The organism is Pseudomonas sp. LjRoot71, assembly GCF_964253255.1.
In the GTDB taxonomy this organism is placed as follows: Bacteria; Pseudomonadota; Gammaproteobacteria; order Pseudomonadales; family Pseudomonadaceae; genus Aquipseudomonas.
Map to the genome: position 1 here is coordinate 3,722,054 of NZ_CAXURA020000001.1, position 21,560 is coordinate 3,743,613.

Genomic DNA, 21,560 nt, shown 5'->3' on the forward strand with positions numbered 1-21,560 from the left:
CTGGGCTGTGCCAGGTTGTGGGTTTGAGCCGCAACACCCCCGGATTGCATCCGGGCTACGGCGGTGTTGTCGAGGTCTACAGGCCGTGTTCGTTCAACCAAAGATTCAGCGCAGCCAACTGCCACAGTTTGGAGCCACGCAAAGGCGTCAGCTGGCCCTGCGGATCACTCAGCAAACGATCGAGCATGGCCGGGTTGAACAGGCCGCGATCCTGGCTGGGGTCGAGCAGCAGGTCACGCACCCAGCCCAGAGTGGCGCCTTCCAGGTGCTTGAGGCCGGGCACCGGGAAGTACCCCTTGGGCCGGTCGATCACCGCGCTGGGGATGACCCGGCGGGCTGCTTCCTTGAGTACATGCTTGCCGCCATCGGGCAGCTTGAAACGTCCTGGAATACGCGCTGAAAGTTCGGCCAGGCGATAGTCGAGGAACGGTGTGCGCGCCTCCAGGCCCCAGGCCATGGTCATGTTGTCGACCCGTTTGACCGGGTCATCGACCAGCATCACCGTGCTGTCCAGGCGCAGCGCCTTGTCCACGGCGGCCACGGCGCCGGACTGAGCGAAATGCTCACGGACGAAGTCACCGGCCATGTCGCCGGTCAGCCATGCGGGCTGCACGCAGGCGGCGTACTCGTCGTAATCGCGGTCGAAGAACGCTGCGCGATACGCACCGAAGGCATCCTCGGCGGCGTCCACCTGCGGGTACCAGTGGTAGCCAGCGAACAGCTCATCGGCGCCCTGGCCGCTCTGTACCACCTTGCAGTGCTTGGCCACTTCGCGTGACAGCAAATAGAAGGCGATACAGTCGTGGCTGACCATCGGCTCGCTCATGGCGCGAAAGGCCGCCGGCAGCTGTTCGAGAATCTCGTGCTCACCGATACGCAGCTGATGGTGGCGGGTGGCGAAGTGTTCGGCGATCAGGTCGGAATACTGAAACTCGTCACCGCGCTCGCCGCCGGCATCCTGAAAGCCGATGGAGAAGGTCGACAGATTTTCCACCCCGGCTTCACGCAGCAGGCCGACCAGCAGGCTCGAATCGACACCGCCGGAGAGCAGCACGCCGACATCCACGGCGGCGCGCTGGCGGATTGAGACCGCTTCACGCATGCCGTCGAGCACGCGCTCTTGCCATTCCTCCAGGCCGAAGGCGATTTCTTCGCGCTGCGGGCCGAATGTCAGGTTCCACCAGGTCTGCTGTTCACAGTTGCCCTGGGCGTCGATGCGCATCCAGCTGGCCGGTGCCAGTTTCTCCACCCCGGCCAGCAGGGTGCGCGGCGCAGGCACCACGGCGTGGAAGTTCAGGTAGTGGTTGAGGGCGACGGGGTCGAGGGTTTTACCGATATCACCGCCGGCCAGCAGCGCCGGCAGGCTGGAGGCAAAGCGCAGGCGTTCGCCAGTGCGTGACAAGTACAGCGGCTTGACCCCGAGGCGGTCACGGGCGATGAACAGCTGCTGGCGGTCACGCTCCCAGATGGCGAAAGCGAACATGCCATTGAGCTTGGGCAGCAGGTCGGTGCCCCAGGCGTGGTAGCCCTTGAGCAGCACTTCAGTGTCGCCATCGGAGAAGAAGCGGTAGCCGAGGGCTTTCAGTTCTTCGCGCAGTTCCGGGTAGTTGTAGATGGCGCCGTTGAACACCATCGTCAGGCCTAGCTCGCTGTCGATCATCGGCTGGCCCGAGGCTTCGGCCAGGTCCATGATCTTCAGGCGGCGGTGGCCGAGGGCGAGTGGGCCCTGGCTGTGAAAGCCGTGGGCATCGGGGCCGCGGGCGGCCATGTGGTGGGTGATTCGCTCGACTGCAGCCAGGTCGGCCGGTCGTTGATCAAAACGTAATTCTCCAGCGATTGCGCACATAATTCCTTACCGGTATTGCCGTTGGGGAGTGGTTCGAGGCTGCCGAACCTTTTACACCAAAACAAAATAATGATTTCATGTCAAAGTTTTATGTCGAATTAAAAGGCATTTATGGCTGATAAAAAGGTTTCTACTGAAATAGATTTGTCATCTGTTGCGGCCTTCGAGCTGCCGCTCTTTCAGGCCTTGCGGCGTTTACAGCAGGCCGGTGAAGTGCATGCCAAACGTCTAGGCCGCTTTGGTGGGCTGACGCCAATGCAGTTGATGATTTTGCAGGTGCTGGCGGGCGAAGCACGCCTGACGGCCAGCGACCTCAGCGGTCGGGTCAGCCTCACGGCGGCGACCCTGTCGGGCATGCTCGACAGGCTGGAGGAAAAGGGCCTGCTGCAACGCCAGCGTGATGATCAGGATCGTCGCCGGCAGTGGCTGCTGCTCAGCGAACAGGGGCGCACGCTGCTGCAAAAGGCGCCGAGCCTGCTGCCGCCGGAGTTTGTCGAGCGTTTTGCCGGGTTGCAGGAGTGGGAGCGCCACAGCCTGACCGCCGCCTTGTTACGCGCGGCGCAGCTGTGTGGGGAGATGGAGTAGAACCCCGCGCCTGGATTGGCGCGGGGTTGGTCGAGCGACTAACGCTGAGCGCTGAGCTTGGGCTGCTTGTACAGATCCAGCAGCACCTGATCGAGAATCGACGAGGCGCCCCAGGGGCGTGGGTCGTTGAGGATGGCCACCACGGCCCAGCTGTTGCCGTTGCTGTCGCGGCTGAAGCCGGCAATGGCGCGTACGTTGTTCAGCGTACCGGTCTTGATTCGCGCCTCGCCTACCAGCGGGGTGCGGTGCAGGCGTTTGCGCATGGTGCCGTCCATGGCTACCAATGGCAGCGAGGCCATAAATTCGGCGGAGTAGGGGCTTTTCCAGGCCGCCTGGAGCAAGGTAGCCATTTCCCGCGCGCTGACTCGCTCGGCACGTGACAGCCCGGAGCCGTTCTCCATCACCAGATGCGGCGCAGTGATGCCCTTGCGCGCCAGCCAGCTGCGGATCACCCGTTGCGCGGCCTTGCTGTCGTCTTGGTCGGCGGAGGTGCGGAACTGTGCGCCTAGGCTGAGGAACAGCTGCCGGGCCATGGTGTTGTTACTGTATTTGTTGATGTCGCGGATGATTTCGGTCAGGTCCGGCGAGTAGGCGCGGGCCAGCAGTCGAGCCTTCTCCGGCACCGGGCCGAGGCGGTTCTTGCCCATGATGCTGCCACCCAGTTCCTGCCAGATGGCGCGGACGGCACCCGCAGCGTAGCCAGGGTGATCGAGCAGTGAGAGATAAGTCTGCGAACTGCAGCCTTCGGCCAGCTTGCCGGTGACGATGACCGTGGTGCCGTCGAATTCGGCCACCGGGTTGTAGCGCACATCCGGCCAGCCTGGGCATTTGGCGGCCGGCAGGGCTTTGACACGGTTGTCGATGCGGATGTCGGCAATCGGCGGCTCGGCGGCGATATGCACTTTGCCGCCTTCGGTGCGGGCGATAAAACGCAGCGCCTTGAGGTTGACCAGCAGCGAGTCCGGGGTGACCAGGAATGGCTTGTTGGAGTCGCCACCATCGTCGTTAAAACTCGGTAACTGTGGCTGTACAAAGTGGCTGCGGTCGAGTACCAGGTCGCCCGTCACCTGCAGCACGCCGTTGGCACGCAGGTCGCGCATCATCAGCCAGAGTTTTTCCATGTTCAGCTTGGGGTCGCCGCCACCCTTGAGGTAGAGGTTGCCGTTGAGCACGCCATTCTTCAGTTGGCCGTCGGTGAAGAATTCGGTTTTCCACTGGTGGGTCGGGCCGAGCAGTTCCAGCGCCGCGTAGGTGGTGACCAGCTTCATGGTGGAGGCCGGGTTTACCGAGATATCGGCGTTGTAGAAGGTGCTACTGCCGGGGCCGTTGAGTGGCACGGTGACCACCGACAGCGACTGACTATTGATCTTGTTGGCTTTCAGCGACTGCTGAACCTTGTTCGACAAACCGCCATTGGCGGCGGCCAGCGGCAGGCATACAGGCAGCAGCAGGCTGGCAATGGCCAGGCGACGCAGGGATTTGATCATGGGTGGCAACCCTCCAGCTGAGGGACAACAACGATGAGGCGAGGCATGTAATGGGAGCTCGTCGCGGCTTGGGATGATGCACGCGATTATGCCCCATTCCAGTGTTGGCGGCGTGTGTTGGCGGGGCTTTCTGCGTGTTATCGACTGACCTGTCATCTTCGAAACGGGCACGCAGCCCGCGAAACTGCTAGAGTGCCGCGCGTTATCACTTTTGAGGATTGTTCCATGGCTACTAACCGTTCCCGCCGTCTGCGCAAAAAACTCTGCGTGGATGAATTCCAGGAGCTGGGTTTTGAGCTGAACCTGAACTTCAAGGAAGATCTGAGCGATGCTGCCATCGACACCTTCCTGGAAGACTTTCTGCGTGACGCCATGACCGCCAATGGTCTGGGTTATGTCGGCGGCGATGACTTCGGTCTGGTGTGCCTGGGCAAGCGTGGCTCGGTCAGCGAAGAGCAGCGCGCTGCCGTTGAGGCCTGGCTGAAAGGCCGTAACGAGCTGGTGGACTTCACTGCCAGCCCGCTGATCGACGTCTGGTACCCGGACAACGCGATCAATCAGGCTTAAAGCCTGTAAACAGGGCATGCCTCGCGCATGCCCTGTTGCTTTTCCCGCCTCAACTCTCCTGTCTCAGCCGCCCAGGCCAGCCTTGGCCAGTATGCTCGCGGCATCGACCTGATCAATCTGTTCAGGGCGCAAAAAGCGCTCGGCGTATTGCAGGTAGATCTTTTCCCGCACGAACAGCCCGAACAGCTCTGGATCGATATGCGCGCCTTTGCACATACCAGCCATGATGCCGAGTGATTCGGACAGCAGTTTGCCTTTCTTGTAGGGCCGATCCACGGCGGTCAGCGCTTCGAAGATGTCGGCTATCGCCATCATCCTGGCCGGCAGACTCATCTCTTCACGTTTGAGGCGTTTCGGATAACCCGTGCCGTCCATTTTTTCATGGTGGCCGCCGGCAATCTCGGCGACGTTGGCCAGGTGCGGCGGGAAGGGCAGGTGGCTGAGCATGCGTATGGTTTGCACCATATGGCCGTTGATGATGAAGCGTTCTTCGTTGGTCAGGGTGCCGCGGGCGATCCCCAGGTTGTATAGCTCGCCGCGGTTATGTTTGTAGGCCGGCACGTCGAGTTTGAAGCCCCAGGGGTTATCGGCGGCGATCAGCTCGCTGTCGGGGCGCTCGATCAGGTGTTCGGGCTTGTCACTGAGCAGCGCTTCCTGCACCGGTAAGGGCTGCGCGGGCGTGCGTGACTGGCGCAGGTTTTCCTCCCAGGATACGCCCAGGCGATCATCCAGGGTGCGCGTCCAGGTCCGTGCGGCGATGCTGCGCAGGCGCTCTAGATCGGCCTCTGCCATGACTTCGCCGCCTAGGTTGCAGCGGGCAATAAAGGCAAATTCGTCATCCAGTGCTACGAGCAGTTCGTCGCGTACCTGAGCCAGGTTGACCGCTTCACCACCCTGACTCACACCCTGCCAGTAGGCAATCCAGGCATCGCGCTTGAGTACTTCGAAGCGCATGCGCACCTCATGGATACGGTCACAGATGGTTTCCAGTTTGGTGGCCTTGTCCACCACATATTCAGGTACGGTAACCTTGCCACAGTCGTGCAGCCAGGCCGCGATATGCAGGGCTTCCCACTCTTCCTCGCTGGGCTGGTAAGCATCGAATGCCGGGTCTTGGCTGTCGGCTGCGGCGCGGGCCAGCATCAGGGTCAGTTCTGGCACGCGCTGGCAGTGGCCGCCGGTATAGGGGCTCTTGGCATCGATAGCGCCGGCGATCAGCTGGATAAAAGAGTCCAGCAGTTTCTTCTGCTGATCGAGCAGGCGCTGGCTCTCGATGCACAGCGCCGCCACCCCGGAGACGGCTTCCACGTAGGCGATTCGTTCCGGGCGCAGCATGGCCAGTTCAGCTTCATCACCAGTGTCGCGATGCAGCAACAGCAGAACGCCCAGGGTCTGCCCCTGACGATTGTGCAGGCCGGTGCAGACCAGATGCGCACGTGGGCTGTCGAGGGTATACAGCAGGCTCTGGAACCCCTGTGCTTGTTCAAAGCCCAACGCCACGGTGACGCTGCCGCCGCCCATGGCGGTTTGCGCCAGCCAGCTGGGTGTGGCGGGATCGCCTTGGTCAAAGCTAGGGATGCGGTGTTCTTCCAGGTTGTGCTGCTGCTCGTTGATAAACAGGCCGTAGGGTTCCAGGCGACCGCTGCTGGCATCACGCAGATAGAGCAGGCCGCCACTGGCTTCGCTGAGGTCGACGGTTTCCCGCAGGACCCGGCGCAGCAGGGCGTCGAAACGGGTTTCTGCCGACAGGCTGGCAGCAATGTCGAGGAAGCTGGCGATGGTGTCTTTCATGCGCGTCATCGACACGGCCAACTGGTCGACTTCCTTGACGAAGGAGCGGCCGCTGGCGGGGTAGTCGAAGTTGAAACTGCGAATGGCCTCGGCCTCCCCGACCAGCATGCGCAGCGGTTTGACCAGAATATTGGAGAGCAGCCAGCCGATCGGAATGCACAGCAGCAGGATGCCCAGAGTCAGCATCGCGCCTTGCCAGCGGATGCGGTAGGCATCGGCCAGCAGTTCGTGCTCTGGTGCCAACAGAGCCAGGCGTAGGCCTTCGGGGCCGCCTTCGCTGAGTTTGGTGTAGGAAATCTGCCAGCGTTGCTGGTTCAGTTGCACGGCACCCTGGCGATCCTCATTCAGCCCCAGCTCCAGAAAATTGGCCAGCAGTGGGCTGAGCGTCTTGACCTGCGCCAGTTGCAGGGTTTCTCCAGGGATGACCAGGCGCGCGCTGTCGGGGTAGGCCACGGCGCTGCCGTCCGGGCTGTACAGCACCACTTCAGTGGAAGGTGTCAGGCGATGCGCGGCCAGGGTAGCGGAGAGGTCATCCAGGGTCAGGTCGGCGGCCACGACGGTGCTGTCGGCGCTTTTGCGGGCGATGGTGGTACCGATCTCCCCGGTGGAAAAGAAGGCATAGGGGGCGGTGGTGAAATGCTCTGCGCTCTGTTGTGCGCCCTGATACCAGGGGCGTTGGCGCGGATCATAGGTTTCCTTGAGGTTCTGCCGGCGGCTGATGGGTTGCAACTGGGCATCGAAGAACTGGTATTCGGAATCCAGGCGCTGTTCGCTGATGCGGTCAATGCTCCACACCTGGTAGGCCGCATCTTTGGGGGCGAAGAAAATCTGTCGCAGTTTCTGGCTGCGTAGGGGGCGCACCATGAAGAAGCCGCCATCGCCATAACCGACGTAGATCGAGGCCAGCTTGGGGTTGTCGCGCAGGGCCTGGGCGAAGATCGGCAGCATGATCATGCGCTCGTGGCGATCACGGCCATTAACCTGCTCGTTACGCGCCAGCAGGTTGATCATGTAGCGGATGGGTTGGTAGGTGTTGCGCAGGTCTGCCTGCACTTCTTTGCGCATCTGGCTGAACAGTTGGTCGCTGCTGCTCAGGATGATATTGCTGGTCTGTTGGTAGTTGAAGAAACCCAGCACCACCCCAGAACCCAGTAGCAGCAAGGTAAACAGCACGCTGATATGGATGTGGAGAGGAAAACGCCGTTCCCTTGACCCTGGCTTCTGTTGCATTGCACCCATCCTTAAGAGCCATAACCCAGCGCCAAGCATAGTGAAGCCTGGGTGGCTTTGCCTGGCTGGGTTAAAGGTTTTTCAGGTGGGCAGGAGGGGCTGAGCAGGGCTTGCGCGCTGCACTTTTGCGGTGCATTACGGTGAAGTGCCGGGATTGCTGCTGGAGCGGGTATGTGGCTGGTTTCGCCGTTGCAGCCAGCGCTCCAGGCCATACACCAGCAGCGCCACCAGCAAGGCCAGGGCCACGCCGATCAGGCTGTTGAACAGACGCACCTGCGGCAATTGCCAGTCATGCGCCAGGCTTTCGGCCAGCAGTACGAAGCACACCGTGGTCTGCAGTACGAACAGCCCGTAATGATTGGCCTGCAGGGCGCGGCTGAGGGCGATCAGCGGCAGCAGGGTGGCGACCATCAAGGCCGGGTTCTGCAGGCTGTGGCCGAGCAGGATCAGCAGCGCTGCCGCGCCCAGGCTGGCGAGGATCGATTGCACGGCGCGCACCAGGCTGCCCTGGAAATCCAGTTGCAGGGTGGTCACCACTGTCAGGGTCAGCCAATAGCCACGGTGCAGTTCGGCCAGGTTGACGATCAGCCCGGAAAGGGCAAACGCCAGGGTGCAGCCCAGTGCATGCAGGCGCCACTTCTGCTGCGGCAGACGTTTGGCATGGCGCCTGAGCACCTTGAAGATGCTGATGAAGCGCGGCATGTACGGCCACATGCGCAGGCCATGCATGCCGCGCAAGCCGAAGGCCAGGAGCATCACCCAGAGACCGCCGAGGATAAACAGCATGGCGATGGCGTAAGGGTTGTTCAGCGAACCCAGGCCTTGTTGGCCCTGACCCAGACACAAGCAGATGGCCAGGCCGATGCCCAGCTTGCCAGCTTCACTGCCAAAGCGTTGTAACCAGGCCAAGAGAAAACCGAACAGGGCGAAGATCAGCAGGCTCGCATAAGGGTGGCTGGCGGACCAGAAACCCAGACCGGCGCTGCAGGCTCCCAGGCCGCAGAGCATCAGCATGCGCAGCATGCCCAGGCGATGCAGCGGGTTGGCCTGCGCCGCCTGGAAGGCTCCGGCCGAGGCCCAGAGAAAGCCGGGATGCGCGCTGAACAAGCCGAGCAGCAAGGGCAGGGCGCAACCCAGGCCGGCGACCATGGCCGGGCCCCAGGCGGGAGGCCCGGCATGCCAGCTGAAGGTTTGTCGCAGTACGCTGCTCATGGTTTATACCGGGCTTGAACGGCCCGTCATCTCACGGGCCATTTCAGTAGCGTAGCTGTCGGTCATGCCGGCGATAAAGTCGATCACCCGCATGAACGAGCGATACAGCGGCCAACCGGGTTCCGGTGCGTAATAGCTGAGCAGGTCGAGAATGCGCCGGTGCTTGAACGACAGCGTGCGCCCGCTGTGCTGCTCCAGTGCCGCGCCACAGAATGCATTGAGGAGAATCTCCAGTGTGGTGTAGGCGCCGATCTCATGCAGCGTTTTGCGCTTGTCGTGGAAAATCTTCTCACGTGCCAGGGACTTCGCGCTCTGTACGCAGTGCTTGGCCGCGCCGTGCATGTGCTCGACCAGATCGCCCTGCAAGGTGCCGGCGAGCAGTGCATTCTGCTGTTCAACAAAGGCATGGGCGGCGGCATTGGTCAGGTGCTCGATGGCCTTGCCGCGCAGAATCGCTAGCTTGCGTCGGCGTGAGTCTTTCGGGCCGAGCTGGCGATAGGTTTCCGGCAGGTCATCGCCCACCAGGTCGAGTAGCAATGCCTCCACTTCGGTGTAGTCGAGCAGTTCCATCTCCACGCCGTCTTCCAGGTCGATCAGGCCGTAGCAGATGTCGTCTGCGGCCTCCATCAGGTAGACAAGTGGGTGACGTGCCCAGCGTTGTTCTTCCAACTGCGGCAGGCCGAGTTTGGCGGCGATCTGTTCGATCAATGGCAGCTCGCTCTGGTAGCAGCCGAACTTGTGCTTCTTGTAGCCCAGGGCGTCGGCGTGGCGTGCGGTCCAGGGGTACTTGAGGTAGGTGCCGAGGGTGGCGTAGGTCAGCCGTGTGCCGCCGTCGAACTGGTGGTACTCCAGTTGGGTGAGCACGCGAAAGCCCTGGGCATTGCCTTCGAAATTGAGAAAGTCGCCGCGTTCGGCGTCGCTCATTGCATCTAGCCAGCCGCGCCCGGCGGCTTGTTGGAACCAGTGGCGAATGGCGTCTTCGCCGGAGTGGCCGAACGGCGGGTTGCCGATATCGTGGGCCAGGCAGGCGGATTGTACGACCATGCCCAGGTCGCTCGGTGTGCACCAGCTTGGCAACTCGTCACGCAGCATCTCGCCGACACGCATGGCCAGCGAGCGGCCGACGCAGCTGACTTCCAGCGAGTGAGTCAGGCGCGTGTGGATATGGTCGTTGCTCGACACAGGGTGTACCTGGGTCTTGCGCCCCAGGCGGCGGAAGGCGCCGGAGAAGATGATGCGATCATGGTCTTTGTGAAACGGCGTACGCCCCAGTTCGGCGACGCTGTGCGTTGGTTTACCGAGTCGTTCACGGTTGAGCAGGGTTTGCCAATCCAAGATAGATCCTCGCCGTTACCTGGCTGTGGCAGCTAGCTTCGGGGTTCTAGGCCGATGATGCAAGGCGAGGTGCTGCTAAAACCCGGCGGCGTCGATATCGATCAGCAGCAGGCGTTTGCCGTTGTCGATAAATTGCCCGGCGGTCAGGCAGTACTGGTTGGTGGTGGCATCGCGGTAGGTGCTGGAGAGAATCAGCCGTCGTTCTTCCCAGCCTTCGGCCAGTAGCTGATAGAAGTAGGGACGCCATGACCAGTTGTGGCCGATGTAGCGGCTGTCGCTGTGCCAGGTATGGTCGTGCCATTCCAGGTTGGCGGTCAGCTGGGTGCCGTGACGGTCGCACTGGAAGATCCGCAGCAGCCAGGGAGTGGCATGTGGCTGCGGCAACTGGTCGGCCTGCGCGCCGGCTTCGATCCAGGCCTTGAAGCTGTTCATCAGTTCGCCGAGTTGCTGGCGCAGGGTCATCAGGCGGGCGCGTTCGGCAAGCTTCTGCTGCACATAGCGGTCGCGCAATTGGGCAAAGCGTTTGACGAAGGCATTGCTGTTGAAAAAGGCCTGCTCGGGTTTGGCAAACAGGTAGCCCTGCAGGTAACGCGCACCGCACTCCAGGGCGAAATCCAGTTCGGCTTCGGTTTCCACACCTTCGGCAATGATCCAGCAGCCGGTCTTTTCCGCCATCTGCGCCAGGGCCTTGACCACCTCGCTGCTGGGGCCGCCACGGGCGGCCTGCTGGAACAGGCGCATGTCCAGTTTGAGGATGTCCGGTTGCAGGGCCAGCACCCGGTCGAGTTGCGAATAGCCTGCGCCGAAGTCGTCGATGGCAATCCGTGCGCCTGCCTGTCGATAGCGCTCCACCACGCCGGGCAGGCGCGCGCTGGCACCCCCCAGTTCGGTGATTTCAAAGACGATGCGTGCTGGGTCGATGCCGCTGTGTTGGAGCTGCTTGAGGCTGGGCAGGGGCTGCTCGGGCCGCAGGCGGCTGATCCAGCGGGGCGAGATATTCAGGCTGAGGAACCAGTCCTCGGGCGCTTGATGAAAGCCTGCCAATGCGTGCTCGCGCACTTGCCGGTCAAGGCGGCGCAGGGCTGCAGGCGGCGTTTTGGGGTCACTGAACAGCGGGCCGGCCGAATGCAGTTGTCCATCATCGCTGCGTAAACGTGCCAGCGCCTCGACACCGGCAATACGACCGGTGGCGGTGTCGATAAAGGGTTGGAAAACAGCAAGCGGTTGACCATTGAACACTGCACGGTTCCTTAGGCAGGCAAATGCCCCGGTGGGCGGCTAAGCCAAGTCACTAAGCAAGATCGTGGCCAGATTAATCCCCTGCTTCAGTATCTCTATGTGGGGCTGCTGTAGCGTCCGGCTGACGTGGCGGATGGCGCCGTAACAGCGGGAAAGCGATCAGTGCAATGCGCAGCCAGCGGCGCCAATGACCCTTGCGAATACCCAGGGTGGCCAGTAACAGGGCGCCGCCAGCGACCCAAAGTGGTGCGTTGCTGCCATGCAGTTCGGTGCGCCAGTGTTTGCGCAACTGTTGTGCCTGGCGCAATGGTTGCAGCATCACCAGGGCTTCGTGGCGCAGCTCCTGACGGTGCATTTCCAGGCGCATGCGCAGCAGGGTTTTGCGCAGCTCACGGCGCGAGGCCTTGGCCGGTAATTCGGGGAGGTTCATGGCAGCAGTTGCTCACGGTCACGGGCCAGTTCTTCCAGGCTGGCGCTGAAGGGCGCTGGGGCATTGCGTACGCGCAGCAAGAGCGTGATCAGTGAACTGAGCATGGCCAGTGCATAGAACACGCAGAGCGCACTGATGACCAGCAGGCGGTGGCTGTCCCAGAACGCAATCAGCAGCGCGGCGGACAAGCCGATCAGCAACAACAGGCCGAACAGCAGGCTCAGGCTGGTCAGCACCAGCAGGCTCAGGGTATGGGTCTGCTGCTCTTTGAGTTCTTCCGCGAACAGTGCGATATGGCCTTGCAGCAGGCCCAGCAGGGCACCGGCGAAGCGCCGTGGCGAACTGCCACGGCTCGGTGGGTTAGGCGGTGTTGCATCCATTGCGTTTCTCTTTAGCGCCGGGAAATCAGCATGCCCAGCAACAGGCCGATGGCGGCAGCAATGCCGAGGGTTTGCCAAGGGTGAGTCTGCACATAGCCTTCGGTGGCTTCAATAGCTGCCTTGCCGCGTTCGTGCAGGGCTGCTTCAGCGTTGTGCAGGGTGCCACGGGCGCGGCCGAGGCTACTGCGGATCTGCTCGCGCAGCTCCTCGGCCTGATCACCGGCCAGGCTGGCGGAGTGCTGCAGCAAACGTTCGGTGTCGCTGACCAGCGCCTGGAATTCTTCGAGCAGTTGGTCCTTGCTGGCGGGAGTCGTGGTTTTACGGGCCATGGTGTTTCTCCTTCTGAAGGCAACAGTGTAGGGGTTCGAGTACCCCGGGGAGCAGTGGTTCCTTTTTTCTACCAATTGCCGTGCTGCCTGCGTGGCAAGGGCTGGTACAGCGCTTGCATTGTGCTGGTGCGCGCCCTTGATGATGCGCTCCGTTATGGGGCTTCTGGAAATCTGGCCAGGAAGCTGTGGTGCAGCAATAACTCATTAATAACTATGGATTAAGTACTTCGATAACAGGTTTGAACGGCACCGTGTTGGTGCTGTGAGGGGTTGGGGTCGGTTAAGCGGGATACGGAAATTGCTGCCATATGGTGCGTAATTTCCGCTGTGTGATCCGCTTTGGTGCTTTTTCCCGCGACGGAGTTTTCTTCGTAGATGGATAACATCAACAGTGCTGTGGAAACCCTGATTCACGGCTCCAATACCCTGTTTATTCTGCTTGGTGCGGTAATGGTGCTGGCCATGCACGCCGGCTTTGCCTTTCTCGAAGTGGGCACCGTACGGCAGAAGAACCAGGTCAACGCCTTGTCGAAAATCATTTCCGATTTCGCCGTATCGGCTCTGGCCTATTTCTTTGTCGGCTACTGGATCTCATACGGTGTGAACTTCCTGGCACCGGCCAGTGTGCTGACCGAGGGCAATGGTTATGCCCTGGTGAAGTTCTTCTTCCTGCTGACCTTTGCTGCGGCCATTCCGGCGATCATTTCCGGTGGTATCGCCGAGCGCGCCAAATTCGGCCCGCAACTGTGTGCCACGGTGCTGATCGTGGCCTTCGTCTACCCGTTCTTCGAGGGCATGATCTGGAACGGCAACTACGGTGTGCAGGCCTGGCTGGAGGCGCAGTTCGGTGCCACCTTTCATGACTTTGCCGGTTCCGTGGTGGTGCACGCCATGGGCGGCTGGCTGGCCTTTGGCGCGGTGATTCTGCTGGGGCGTCGGGATGGGCGTTACCGTGACGGCCGTCTGGTGGCTTTTGCACCGTCGAATATTCCGTTTCTGGCGCTGGGCTCGTGGATCCTGATCATCGGCTGGTTCGGCTTCAACGTGATGAGTGCTCAGACCCTGGGCAGCGTCAGTGGTCTGGTGGCGGTCAATACCCTGATGGCGATGGTCGGCGGTACGGTAGCGGCCTTGCTTGTAGGTCGTAATGACCCAGGCTTTCTGCACAACGGCCCGCTGGCTGGCCTGGTGGCGGTGTGTGCCGGTTCCGATCTGATGCACCCGGTTGGCGCGCTGATTACCGGCGCGATTGCCGGTGCGCTGTTCGTCTGGGCGTTCACTGCAACCCAGGTGAAATGGAAGATCGACGACGTGCTGGGCGTATGGCCGTTGCACGGTCTGTGCGGTGTGTGGGGCGGGATTGCCTGCGGCATCTTCGGCCAAGAGGTTTTGGGCGGCCTGGGCGGTGTAAGCCTGGCCAGCCAGTTTATCGGCACCGCGCTCGGCGTGGTGGTGGCCTTGATTGGCGGCGTGCTGGTGTACGGTGTGCTGAAAGCGACCGTTGGCATTCGCCTGAGCCAGGAGCAGGAGTACTACGGTGCTGACCTCTCGGTGCACAAGATTGGCGCCATCAGCCAGGATTGATCAATAAGCATCAAGCAAAAGGCCCGGAGCGTATCCGGGCCTTTTTATTGCTACCGCTTAAACCGTGAGGCTTAGAACAGCGGCAGGGTGTAGCTGACGATCAGGCGGTTCTCGTCGATATCGTTGGCGAAGTTCGAACGCACTGTTGCATTACGCCAGCGCACGCCCAGGTTTTTCAGAGCACCTTCCTGGAACACGTACATCAGCTCGGTGTTGCGCTCCCACTCTTTGCCTTCCGAGCGGTTGGCGCCCAGTTCGACGTTGTCACCTGTCAGGTAACGGGTCATAAACGTCAGGCCCGGAATACCGACGCTGGCGAAGTTGAAGTCATAACGCGCCTGCCAGGACTTTTCATCCTTGTTGGCAAAATCGCTGATTTGTACGTAGTTGAGCAGGAACGGATCGGTGCCGTTGATATAGGCAAAGCCGGTGTCACCGCTCATCTTCTGGTAACCCAGGCCGAAGCTATGACCTTCAATGCCGTAGGTGACCATCGCGCCAAGCGCCTTGTTATCAATGTTGCTGCGGCTTTCATCGGTTGAGCGGGCATAGCGCAGGTCGGTTTTCAGGGTTTGTTTGTCGCCCAGTGGCAGGACATGCACCAGGTTGAAGGAGTTCTGCTTGTACATGTCCTCCAGCCTGGAGAGGTAGTAACCCGCAGTGAGATCCGGCGTGAGTTTGTAGCTGCCGCCGAAGAAGCTGAACGAGTCAGTGGTCACGCCGCCAGTCGTGGTGATGCCGCGACGGCCACCGGTGGTCAGGGCGATGTCTTCATAGTCATTGGAGTTGCGGTTGTTCACCTCACGGACATGGCCCATGTCCAGGGTAAGGCCATCGATTTCCTGGGACAGCAGATGGCCGCCCTGGAATATCTGTGGCAGCAGGCGGGCGTCGCTGGACGCAATTGCCTGGTTCTTGAACTGCATACCGCCGACACGCAGGGTGCTTTTGGAAATTTTGGCCTTGGCTGCGACAGCCAGGCCGGAATAGTTGTCCTGCGAGCCACCGGACGAACGATCCGGAACCAGCAGGCCGCTGCCGGCAGTACCGTCACCGGAGTCCAGCTTGAAGCCGAACATGCCGATTGCGTCGAGACCGAAGCCTACGGTGCCTTCGGTGTAACCCGAATCTGCGCGCAGGATAAAGCCCTGCGCCCACTCTTCTTGCTTATGTTGGGCCGCGCCAGCCTGGCGGAAATCACGGTTGAAGTAGAAGTTACGCGCCTCGACGGTGGCTTTGCTGTCCTTGATAAATTCGGCTTGTGCCAGCGATGGCAGGGTGAGGCAGGTACCCAGTGCGGCGAAGGCCACAGCGCGGGCGAGGGGAGATTGAGTCATTATTGTTAGTTCCTCGTGTGTGCGGGTCGGCTTGTGGCCGATCTGTTACAGCGAGGCGCAATAAAACATGGGGTGACAGCCTGTGGCCTTTAGACTTTGGTCGCCCCGCGCGTCGATATCGCAGGGCGAGCCGCGCACGGCGCGCGAGTAAACCCCTCTAACAGGCAACTGTGCCGTTGATCGGTTAGCCGGGTACGCGCGCTAAAGTTTCTCCCTTGGCAGCCGCCAACCAGTCAGATACACCGCCCAGGTACTTTGCCATGAATCCGCTGCCCTCACTTTCATCCTCCCCATCGCGTTCTGCTGCGGCCATTGCCCAGCCGTCCGTCCGCAATCCGGCTGCCGATGCACAGGCCACTTTGGCCAATCGTCTGGCTGAGCGCCTTGGCCTTGAGCCCGGCGCCCTGGCGGGTAAAGCCAATGACTACACCCCGGAGAAGGTCGCCGGACGGATTCTTGGCTTTATCGAGCAGCGCCTGCAGAGTGAGCAAGCGGCGGGCGCGGACCCGAGCAAGTTGCAAGGCTTGCTGGAACAGGCGCGCAGTGGTGTGGAAAAGGGCTTTGCCGAAGCCCGCAAGATTCTTGACGGTATGGGTGTGCTGCAAGGCAAGGTGGCGAGCGATATTGACGACACCTACCAGAAAATCCAGGACGGCTTCAGTGCTCTGGATAAACGCTTCAATCCGAGCACGCCAGCCAGTACCGGCAACGTTGCTGTGGCTGCCTACAGCGAGCGTTTCGCCGCCAAGGCGGAAACCTTCGAGATGCAAGTGACCACCCGTGATGGTGATCGCCTGCGCATTTCCATCGCCCAGGCTTCGGCCAACTGGTCGCAGAGCGGGGCAGCCGCCAGCAGTGACGGCAAGACCAGTTCGCTGGTGGCCAGCAGTCAGTCTGGTAGCCTGCAGATCGGCGCCTGGCAGGTCAGTGTCGAAGGTGAACTGGATGATGAGGAGCGCGGCGCGCTGGAGAAACTCTTCGGCCAGGTGCAAGACCTCTCCAACAAGTTCTATGCCGGTGATCTGTCTGGTGCTTTTGATCGCGCCATGGCCCTGGAAATGGATGGTGAACAGCTGGCGTCAATGTCTCTACGCCTGACCCAGACCACCGTACGCCAGGCCACTGATGCCTACAGCGCCGTTGCCCAGGATGGCGGTCAGGCGGCCAGTGCGGTGAACAGCTCGTTGATCGACTATGCCCAGGGACTGCTTGATGCTTTGCGCAGCGCCAATCAGGTGGCCGAAGAAGGCAGCGCCAAGGGCAACTTGCTGGATCTGCTCAAGGGCGGGTTCTCGCTGGATGAGCGTTTCGACAGTGCGCGCCTGGATAAGGCCGAGCAGCTCAATAACCGTTTGCTCGACGGCCTGCAAAGCCTGCTCAACCCCGCGCTAGACAGCAGTAAGTCAGCAGACGTGTAAGCCAGGGGCAATGCTAAACTGCACCTTCAGTCGTCAGTGGAGGTACGCAGATGCTCCCGGAATGTCAGTTATTCGGTACGCTCGGCTGCCACCTGTGTGAGGTGGCAGAAGCGTTGCTGATGCCCTTTGTCGAGCATGGCCTGCTGGTTGAGCTGATCGATATCGCCGAACAGGAACACTGGGTCGAAGACTACGGCCTGCGCATCCCCGTGTTGCGCCGTGTTGACACCGGCGCTGAGTTGAACTGGCCGTTCGAGGCCGAGCATATCGTCGAATTCTTGCGTGATACCCATGCTTGACGGGTGGGCGGGGATGGCACTTCTACAGGGAACATACGCATGAGCATGGTGCTGGGTGACGCCTTGTCACTACTGCTGTTTCGTCTGCACAGCGGCCGCCTATTGGGCATCAACCTGCTTAAAGTGCAGGAAATCATTCCCTGCCCAACGCTGACCAAATTGCCCAGCCGGCATCCCCATGTACGCGGTGTGGCAACTCTGCGCGGCTCTGCACTGACGGTGATTGATCTGGGCAAGGCGATTGGCGAGCAGGGCGTTCCCGGCAACCACGACGGCTGCCTGATTGTTACCGAACTCAGCCGCTCGCGTCAGGGCCTGCATGTGCAGAGCGTCGAGCGTATCGTGCAGTGCTACACCCGTGACGTTCGCCCGCCACCGGCCGGCTCTGGTCGCACGGCCTTTATCACCGGGGTGACACAGATCGACGGCAAGATCGTGCAGATTCTCGATATCGAGAAAGTGCTCCACGAGTTGGCTCCAGCACTGGTTGAAGACATCGACGAACAATTGCTCTCCGATCACGAGCGCGTACTGCTCAGAGGGCGTCGGGTACTGGTGGTGGATGATTCCCAGGTGGCGTTGCAACAGACCATGATTACCTTGCGCAAGCTTGAGCTGGACTGCCAGATGGTGCGCAGTGCGGCGGCTGCGCTGGAGTTGTTGCAGGCACAATATGCGGCGGGCCAACCAATCGAGGTGCTGGTGTCGGATATCGAGATGCCAGAAATGGATGGCTACGACCTAGTTCGCACGTTGCGCAAAAAGCCCGATATCGGTGATATCTATGTGCTTTTGCACACCTCACTCGACAGCACCATGAACACCGAGAAAGCCAATGCGGTGGGTGCTAATGACGTGCTGACCAAGTTCTCTACCGTCGACCTCAGCAAAGCCCTGGTGCGTGCGTTCGAAAGCTTGCAGTAGGCTTTTCTTTCGCCCATAAAAAAGCCCGCTATCAAGCGGGCTTTTTTATGGGATCTGGTCAGAGACAGGGTTAGAACTAATCGGGTAAGGTGCTGATATTATTGGTCTTTACGGTTTTCGTATAAATCTGGCATACCAATCGGCATACCAATTAGTTTATTTGTCCTCAACCGCCTGCCGGTACTGGGCTGTGAACGCTAGCATCTCTTTGCTCAGATCCATAGCGCGCACGCTGTTGGATTGACCGACATACCGGCGAGCTTCGTTCAGCAGTTCCACTGCCCTGGCCAGTGCATCGTCCTTCGGTTGAGGGGTGGTTGCTTCTCCCATGATAGGCACTCCTGGCGCAGATGCGCGCCGCTGCAGTGATGGTCATGCCGTTTTGGCTGGCGACGTAACGCTCACGTAGGGCGCCGCGTGATTCCGACCAGCCCGGCAGTAGGGCGATGGTGTCGCAGGTCAGCAGCTGGGGGATGCATACATCCATGTAGGCCTCCCAGCTGTCCTGGGGTGGGTTCTCTGCTGGGTTTTCGACGTGGTACCCGAGCGCTCGGAGACGGGCGGCCTCGGCGTTGAAGGCCGGGTAGTTGAAGCCGGGTAAACCTGTCATCGGGCCACTGAGGTACAGCCGCACCATCGGGCGCGGATTTAATGTGAGTCTCTTTGAGGGCATGTGATTGGCGGCTGGGCTGATTTGCTGGGTAACCCGCTGGTTTGCAGCCTGGCGAAGCTTCGAGCACTTGGCGTGATTGCCGGTGCTGCGCGGCTTTAAGCACTGGTCGCAGGTGTTGGCCCATTCGTACAGGCCGCCGTTGTTGCGTTTGCGTGCGGTCATGGCTTCACCTTCGCTTTGCTTTCTTTGGCTTCAGCGGCAGCAGCCAGCTTCAGCAGGTTGATGGTGGTGCGCTTGAAGCCTTCGGTATTCGGGTAGAACTCATGCTTATGGCCTGCTGGGAATGAACCCCACGGGCCATGCCACATCCAGTTCATCTGCCACGCCGCCCAAACGGTGTAGGCGTCGCAGCCTTCGCCCCAGTAGTCCACGCCGCCGCCTACACTGAGGACGTGACTGACCCGCGAACCCTGTTCGTAGGCCAGTACGCTTGGTTCGTCCTTGTCGATCCATGCGCCGGGGAAAAGGCTCGGGGCGATCTGCGCCAGGCGCTTGCTTAGCTTCTTCTCGATGCGGGCCTTCATGGACGATGCTCCAGGCAGTCAACATCGAAGAACCCAAGCCGGCCCTTGAGTCGCATGAATTGCAGCGGCTTAGGGTCGCGCAGCACAAAGCCCTTTTCGCCCATGTACCAGGGCGAGTCGCTGTGATCGACGGAATCGACCAGCTCAACTGAGCCGATGATTCCGCCGCGTTGCAACGAATCGAGGGTCGGTATTAGCAGCTCAGGGTTAGCTACCATGGCAATGTCATAGGCTTCTTCGTACTCGCGCCTGGTCATACCCTGCGAGGCATGCACCAGAAAGCGCCCACGATGCTTGGTGTGCCAGGTTCGGTTCTCGATATCCTTGCCACCATGGATGATCAGCCAGGCCCAGGGCTGGCGAATGCTCAGGGTTTTCATGGCTGCTTGCTCCCTACCAGAACATCGCTGACGATTTCCCACAGTTGGGATGGCGACCATTGGTAGCGGTCGAACTGATCGTCAGGTTTCACGCCGAACAGGCAGGAAGAGTGCGCGCCGCGCTTACCTTCCCCGCGCTTGGTCATAATCGTGGCCACGCGACCATCACCACCAGGCTCAGTGCGGTGGTAACGGTATGCTTGGCTAAAGTAGGTCTGGCCGGCAGGGATCACTTCACGCTGCAGCTCGGTCATGCTCGCTCGCCCATCAGGAACCCATGGGCGGCCACCGCAGGCGGTGCGTGGGCCTTCATGCAGGTACAGCATGTATTCACCTTCGTCATCCAACTCCATGGCGTAGCGAATATTCACCTGTTCGCCTACCAGCACGCGCGATTCGAAGTTGAAGCGGTGGTCGTGAATTGCCGAGCTTTCGAAGCAATGGCGGCGCGGCAGTTCGGGGTGCCAGACGTGCAGGCGCTGATCGGCTGGCAATTGCACCTGCACAAAGCCAAGGCCGTGCAGGGTGATTTTGTCGGTCATAACGTCGTCGACGATGCTCATGGCTGCACCTGCTCAGGAACTTCTGGGGCTGCCGGCTTCAACTGCCAGGCAATCACTTGATCGCCGTCGGCCAGGGTTCGGTGCCAGGTTTCTTCGTCGTCGCTCAGGTAGTACCAACCGGTGATTTCATCGCTGGCGTTGTCATCGTCCTGAACGGTTTGATCCATCCTGATAATGGGGTAGCGGTTCAGGTAGTCGGTGGTGAAGACATACACCTTCCCGTTATGAGCGCGCTGTACAGCGACAATCACTTCCAGCGAGTCAAACAGTGGTGCTTCTGGCAGGCCATCGCTAACGTACGTCCAGCGCTCTGCTGAAGGGGAAGGCGAAGTACTCTGGCAGTGGTGCCAAAGGAAAGCGCAGTAGGCGGCCACGTCGCGCGGGTCACCCTTGGCCAAGTGCTCGAGCAGTTTCTGGCGGCACTCATCCATCCAGTGCGGTTCTTTCCAGCCGTCTGAATAGCCGTGCTTCAGTTCGGCGGCGTGGAGCTTCACGGCCAGGGCGGTGGCGAAGCGAGTGACCAGATCCTGGGTGTCGGGATGCAGCCCGGCGGGCATGGCGATACTTGAGGCGGTGCCGGCGGCATCGATGGCACGCTGGCACTCTTCACGCATGCGCAGGGCGGCGTTGTAGCCATCCATCCAGCTATCGTCGATAGCATCCTCGGGCTGCTCTGGCATAACTGGCATCGGGAGGACGATTGCGCCAGGCAGTTCTGCATATTCCCGGCCGATATCCCAGAAGCGCTGCGCCCAGTGCTCGGCTGGTGGCGGGGTGGTGTTATGCCTGCCGAGCATCATGGCACCTACTACTGCATCCAGCAGGTCGCGCTTGTATGCGTTGTCGCCGTCGATGCTCAGGCCGCTGGCGCGGAATTTGTCGAGGGTTGCGTCGGTTGCCAGCGCTTTAGCTGCACCCTCCAGCCCCTTCACATAGTCCTTCAGGTGCTTCACTTGCTCGCTCAGTTCGCCTGCGAGGATTTCGAAATGCTCGAGCGGTGAGAACGGCGAGGGGATCACGTTGACGGTGATGGATATCTCGGGGAATTGCTTTTTGCACAGGGCGAGCAGCTCGGATTGCTGGCGCTCAGCTTCCTCTTTGGATATCACCGGGTGAACTTCACCAGGGCCTGGGCTGTGCATTACCCAGAGTTGTGGCTGATCTGCAGCCAGTACTTCTTTCAGGTGGGCGAGCAGGCGGTCTTTCTCGACGCGCTCAAGCTGGTCGCCGAACTCGACCACATCCATAAGGCGGGTCAGCACCTTGTGCGATATTTCGGTGATGGGCTCGCACGGCTCTGGTACTTGCCCCATGAGCATGGCGGCGGTTATCGGGTCGATCGGTTGCATTTCTTCACTCATGACGCACCTCTATGGTGTGGGATACTGGTTTTGCTCTGCCGGCCCGGCCGAGCATCAGGCAGGGAG

21 protein-coding genes are annotated in these 21,560 nt (G+C 60.8%); 6 read left to right on the forward strand and 15 right to left on the reverse strand.

From position 1 onward, the window contains the following. Positions 1-76 precede the first annotated feature (76 nt). Positions 77-1,846, reverse strand: coding sequence for an N-acetylglutaminylglutamine amidotransferase (locus tag ACSQ17_RS17450; RefSeq protein WP_436069857.1), 1,770 nt, complete (start codon positions 1,844-1,846; stop codon positions 77-79). Between the two features lie 111 nt (positions 1,847-1,957). On the opposite strand from ACSQ17_RS17450, the gene ACSQ17_RS17455 reads away from it, so the two are divergent. Further along, on the forward strand, positions 1,958-2,431 hold the full coding sequence (locus tag ACSQ17_RS17455; protein ID WP_436069858.1) for a MarR family winged helix-turn-helix transcriptional regulator: 474 nt from the start codon (positions 1,958-1,960) through the stop codon (positions 2,429-2,431). A 38-nt stretch (positions 2,432-2,469) separates the two neighbouring features. Here ACSQ17_RS17455 and dacB read toward each other — a convergent pair whose 3' ends face one another. Further along, a complete protein-coding gene (dacB, locus tag ACSQ17_RS17460) occupies positions 2,470-3,918 on the reverse strand; it encodes a D-alanyl-D-alanine carboxypeptidase/D-alanyl-D-alanine endopeptidase (protein WP_436069859.1) in 1,449 nt (482 codons plus the stop codon). 225 nt (positions 3,919-4,143) lie between these two features. Here dacB and ACSQ17_RS17465 point away from each other — a divergent pair, with 225 nt between their 5' ends. Beyond that, complete coding sequence (locus ACSQ17_RS17465) at positions 4,144-4,485, forward strand: YggL family protein (RefSeq protein ID WP_233684272.1); 342 nt, start codon at positions 4,144-4,146, stop codon at positions 4,483-4,485. A gap of 63 nt (positions 4,486-4,548) precedes the next feature. Here the strand turns inward: ACSQ17_RS17465 and ACSQ17_RS17470 are convergent, their stop codons facing one another. From ACSQ17_RS17470 to ACSQ17_RS17500, 7 genes are all read right to left on the reverse strand, one after another. Then, the gene (locus ACSQ17_RS17470) at positions 4,549-7,506 is read right to left on the reverse strand and encodes an HD domain-containing phosphohydrolase (protein ID WP_436069860.1); all 2,958 of its coding nucleotides are present in this window, start codon (positions 7,504-7,506) and stop codon (positions 4,549-4,551) included. 135 nt (positions 7,507-7,641) lie between these two features. Next, a complete protein-coding gene (locus tag ACSQ17_RS17475; protein ID WP_436069861.1) occupies positions 7,642-8,718 on the reverse strand; it encodes an FUSC family protein in 1,077 nt (358 codons plus the stop codon). 3 nt (positions 8,719-8,721) lie between these two features. Beyond that, a complete protein-coding gene (locus ACSQ17_RS17480) occupies positions 8,722-10,053 on the reverse strand; it encodes a deoxyguanosinetriphosphate triphosphohydrolase (protein ID WP_436069862.1) in 1,332 nt (443 codons plus the stop codon). A 75-nt stretch (positions 10,054-10,128) separates the two neighbouring features. Next, positions 10,129-11,292: an EAL domain-containing protein gene (locus ACSQ17_RS17485; protein ID WP_436069863.1), complete on the reverse strand. Its 1,164-nt coding sequence runs from the start codon at positions 11,290-11,292 to the stop codon at positions 10,129-10,131. A gap of 73 nt (positions 11,293-11,365) precedes the next feature. Then, on the reverse strand, positions 11,366-11,722 hold the full coding sequence (locus tag ACSQ17_RS17490) for a hypothetical protein (protein WP_436069864.1): 357 nt from the start codon (positions 11,720-11,722) through the stop codon (positions 11,366-11,368). After that, a complete protein-coding gene (locus ACSQ17_RS17495) occupies positions 11,719-12,102 on the reverse strand; it encodes a phage holin family protein (protein WP_436069865.1) in 384 nt (127 codons plus the stop codon). Before ACSQ17_RS17495 ends, ACSQ17_RS17490 begins: the two co-directional genes overlap by 4 nt. 11 nt (positions 12,103-12,113) lie before the next feature. Then, entirely contained in the window at positions 12,114-12,431 is a 318-nt protein-coding gene (locus ACSQ17_RS17500) for a DUF883 family protein (protein WP_233684279.1), read from the reverse strand. A 375-nt stretch (positions 12,432-12,806) separates the two neighbouring features. On the opposite strand from ACSQ17_RS17500, the gene ACSQ17_RS17505 reads away from it, so the two are divergent. After that, the gene (locus ACSQ17_RS17505; protein ID WP_436069866.1) at positions 12,807-14,015 is read left to right on the forward strand and encodes an ammonium transporter; all 1,209 of its coding nucleotides are present in this window, start codon (positions 12,807-12,809) and stop codon (positions 14,013-14,015) included. Positions 14,016-14,086: 71 nt separating this feature from the next. Here ACSQ17_RS17505 and ACSQ17_RS17510 read toward each other — a convergent pair whose 3' ends face one another. After that, a complete protein-coding gene (locus tag ACSQ17_RS17510; RefSeq protein WP_436069867.1) occupies positions 14,087-15,352 on the reverse strand; it encodes an OprD family porin in 1,266 nt (421 codons plus the stop codon). A gap of 260 nt (positions 15,353-15,612) precedes the next feature. On the opposite strand from ACSQ17_RS17510, the gene ACSQ17_RS17515 reads away from it, so the two are divergent. The 3 genes from ACSQ17_RS17515 to ACSQ17_RS17525 are packed head-to-tail and all read left to right on the forward strand — an operon-like array spanning position 15,613 to position 17,993. Next, positions 15,613-16,770, forward strand: coding sequence for a DUF5610 domain-containing protein (locus tag ACSQ17_RS17515; protein ID WP_436069868.1), 1,158 nt, complete (start codon positions 15,613-15,615; stop codon positions 16,768-16,770). Between the two features lie 50 nt (positions 16,771-16,820). Further along, positions 16,821-17,069 carry a glutaredoxin family protein gene (locus tag ACSQ17_RS17520; RefSeq protein WP_233684283.1) on the forward strand — a complete coding sequence of 83 codons (249 nt, stop codon included), beginning with the start codon at positions 16,821-16,823 and terminating at the stop codon, positions 17,067-17,069. 39 nt (positions 17,070-17,108) lie between these two features. Next, complete coding sequence (locus tag ACSQ17_RS17525) at positions 17,109-17,993, forward strand: chemotaxis protein CheV (protein WP_436069869.1); 885 nt, start codon at positions 17,109-17,111, stop codon at positions 17,991-17,993. Between the two features lie 166 nt (positions 17,994-18,159). Here ACSQ17_RS17525 and ACSQ17_RS17530 read toward each other — a convergent pair whose 3' ends face one another. Genes ACSQ17_RS17530 through ACSQ17_RS17550 form a run of 5 tightly spaced genes read right to left on the reverse strand, consistent with a single transcriptional unit; the run spans position 18,160 to position 21,494 of the window. Continuing rightward, positions 18,160-18,828, reverse strand: coding sequence for a DUF4406 domain-containing protein (locus tag ACSQ17_RS17530; RefSeq protein WP_436069870.1), 669 nt, complete (start codon positions 18,826-18,828; stop codon positions 18,160-18,162). Next, complete coding sequence (locus ACSQ17_RS17535) at positions 18,825-19,190, reverse strand: hypothetical protein (protein WP_436069871.1); 366 nt, start codon at positions 19,188-19,190, stop codon at positions 18,825-18,827. The genes ACSQ17_RS17530 and ACSQ17_RS17535 overlap by 4 nt, the downstream gene beginning before the upstream one ends. Next, entirely contained in the window at positions 19,187-19,570 is a 384-nt protein-coding gene (locus ACSQ17_RS17540) for an ASCH domain-containing protein (RefSeq protein WP_436069872.1), read from the reverse strand. The genes ACSQ17_RS17535 and ACSQ17_RS17540 overlap by 4 nt, the downstream gene beginning before the upstream one ends. Beyond that, positions 19,567-20,133: a hypothetical protein gene (locus ACSQ17_RS17545; protein WP_436069873.1), complete on the reverse strand. Its 567-nt coding sequence runs from the start codon at positions 20,131-20,133 to the stop codon at positions 19,567-19,569. The genes ACSQ17_RS17540 and ACSQ17_RS17545 overlap by 4 nt, the downstream gene beginning before the upstream one ends. Further along, positions 20,130-21,494 (reverse strand): hypothetical protein, encoded by a 1,365-nt coding sequence (locus ACSQ17_RS17550; RefSeq protein ID WP_436069874.1) that lies wholly within the window; start codon positions 21,492-21,494, stop codon positions 20,130-20,132. The genes ACSQ17_RS17545 and ACSQ17_RS17550 overlap by 4 nt, the downstream gene beginning before the upstream one ends. Positions 21,495-21,560: the final 66 nt, after the last annotated feature.

Excerpts from the sequence above, each read along its gene's own strand:
- ACSQ17_RS17475 (WP_436069861.1), bottom strand. The coding sequence starts at position 8,718 with ATGAGCAGCGTACTGCGACAAACCTTCAGCTGGCATGCCGGGCCTCCC.
- ACSQ17_RS17495 (WP_436069865.1), bottom strand. The coding sequence starts at position 12,102 with ATGGATGCAACACCGCCTAACCCACCGAGCCGTGGCAGTTCGCCACGG.
- ACSQ17_RS17535 (WP_436069871.1), bottom strand. The coding sequence starts at position 19,190 with ATGAAGGCCCGCATCGAGAAGAAGCTAAGCAAGCGCCTGGCGCAGATC.
- ACSQ17_RS17515 (WP_436069868.1), top strand. The coding sequence starts at position 15,613 with ATGAATCCGCTGCCCTCACTTTCATCCTCCCCATCGCGTTCTGCTGCG.
- ACSQ17_RS17500 (WP_233684279.1), bottom strand. The coding sequence starts at position 12,431 with ATGGCCCGTAAAACCACGACTCCCGCCAGCAAGGACCAACTGCTCGAA.
- ACSQ17_RS17520 (WP_233684283.1), top strand. The coding sequence starts at position 16,821 with ATGCTCCCGGAATGTCAGTTATTCGGTACGCTCGGCTGCCACCTGTGT.
- ACSQ17_RS17450 (WP_436069857.1), bottom strand. The coding sequence starts at position 1,846 with ATGTGCGCAATCGCTGGAGAATTACGTTTTGATCAACGACCGGCCGAC.
- ACSQ17_RS17505 (WP_436069866.1), top strand. The coding sequence starts at position 12,807 with ATGGATAACATCAACAGTGCTGTGGAAACCCTGATTCACGGCTCCAAT.
- ACSQ17_RS17455 (WP_436069858.1), top strand. The coding sequence starts at position 1,958 with ATGGCTGATAAAAAGGTTTCTACTGAAATAGATTTGTCATCTGTTGCG.
- ACSQ17_RS17530 (WP_436069870.1), bottom strand. The coding sequence starts at position 18,828 with ATGACCGCACGCAAACGCAACAACGGCGGCCTGTACGAATGGGCCAAC.
- ACSQ17_RS17490 (WP_436069864.1), bottom strand. The coding sequence starts at position 11,722 with ATGAACCTCCCCGAATTACCGGCCAAGGCCTCGCGCCGTGAGCTGCGC.
- ACSQ17_RS17550 (WP_436069874.1), bottom strand. The coding sequence starts at position 21,494 with ATGAGTGAAGAAATGCAACCGATCGACCCGATAACCGCCGCCATGCTC.
- ACSQ17_RS17540 (WP_436069872.1), bottom strand. The coding sequence starts at position 19,570 with ATGAAAACCCTGAGCATTCGCCAGCCCTGGGCCTGGCTGATCATCCAT.
- dacB (WP_436069859.1), bottom strand. The coding sequence starts at position 3,918 with ATGATCAAATCCCTGCGTCGCCTGGCCATTGCCAGCCTGCTGCTGCCT.
- ACSQ17_RS17545 (WP_436069873.1), bottom strand. The coding sequence starts at position 20,133 with ATGAGCATCGTCGACGACGTTATGACCGACAAAATCACCCTGCACGGC.
- ACSQ17_RS17470 (WP_436069860.1), bottom strand. The coding sequence starts at position 7,506 with ATGCAACAGAAGCCAGGGTCAAGGGAACGGCGTTTTCCTCTCCACATC.
- ACSQ17_RS17525 (WP_436069869.1), top strand. The coding sequence starts at position 17,109 with ATGAGCATGGTGCTGGGTGACGCCTTGTCACTACTGCTGTTTCGTCTG.
- ACSQ17_RS17465 (WP_233684272.1), top strand. The coding sequence starts at position 4,144 with ATGGCTACTAACCGTTCCCGCCGTCTGCGCAAAAAACTCTGCGTGGAT.
- ACSQ17_RS17510 (WP_436069867.1), bottom strand. The coding sequence starts at position 15,352 with ATGACTCAATCTCCCCTCGCCCGCGCTGTGGCCTTCGCCGCACTGGGT.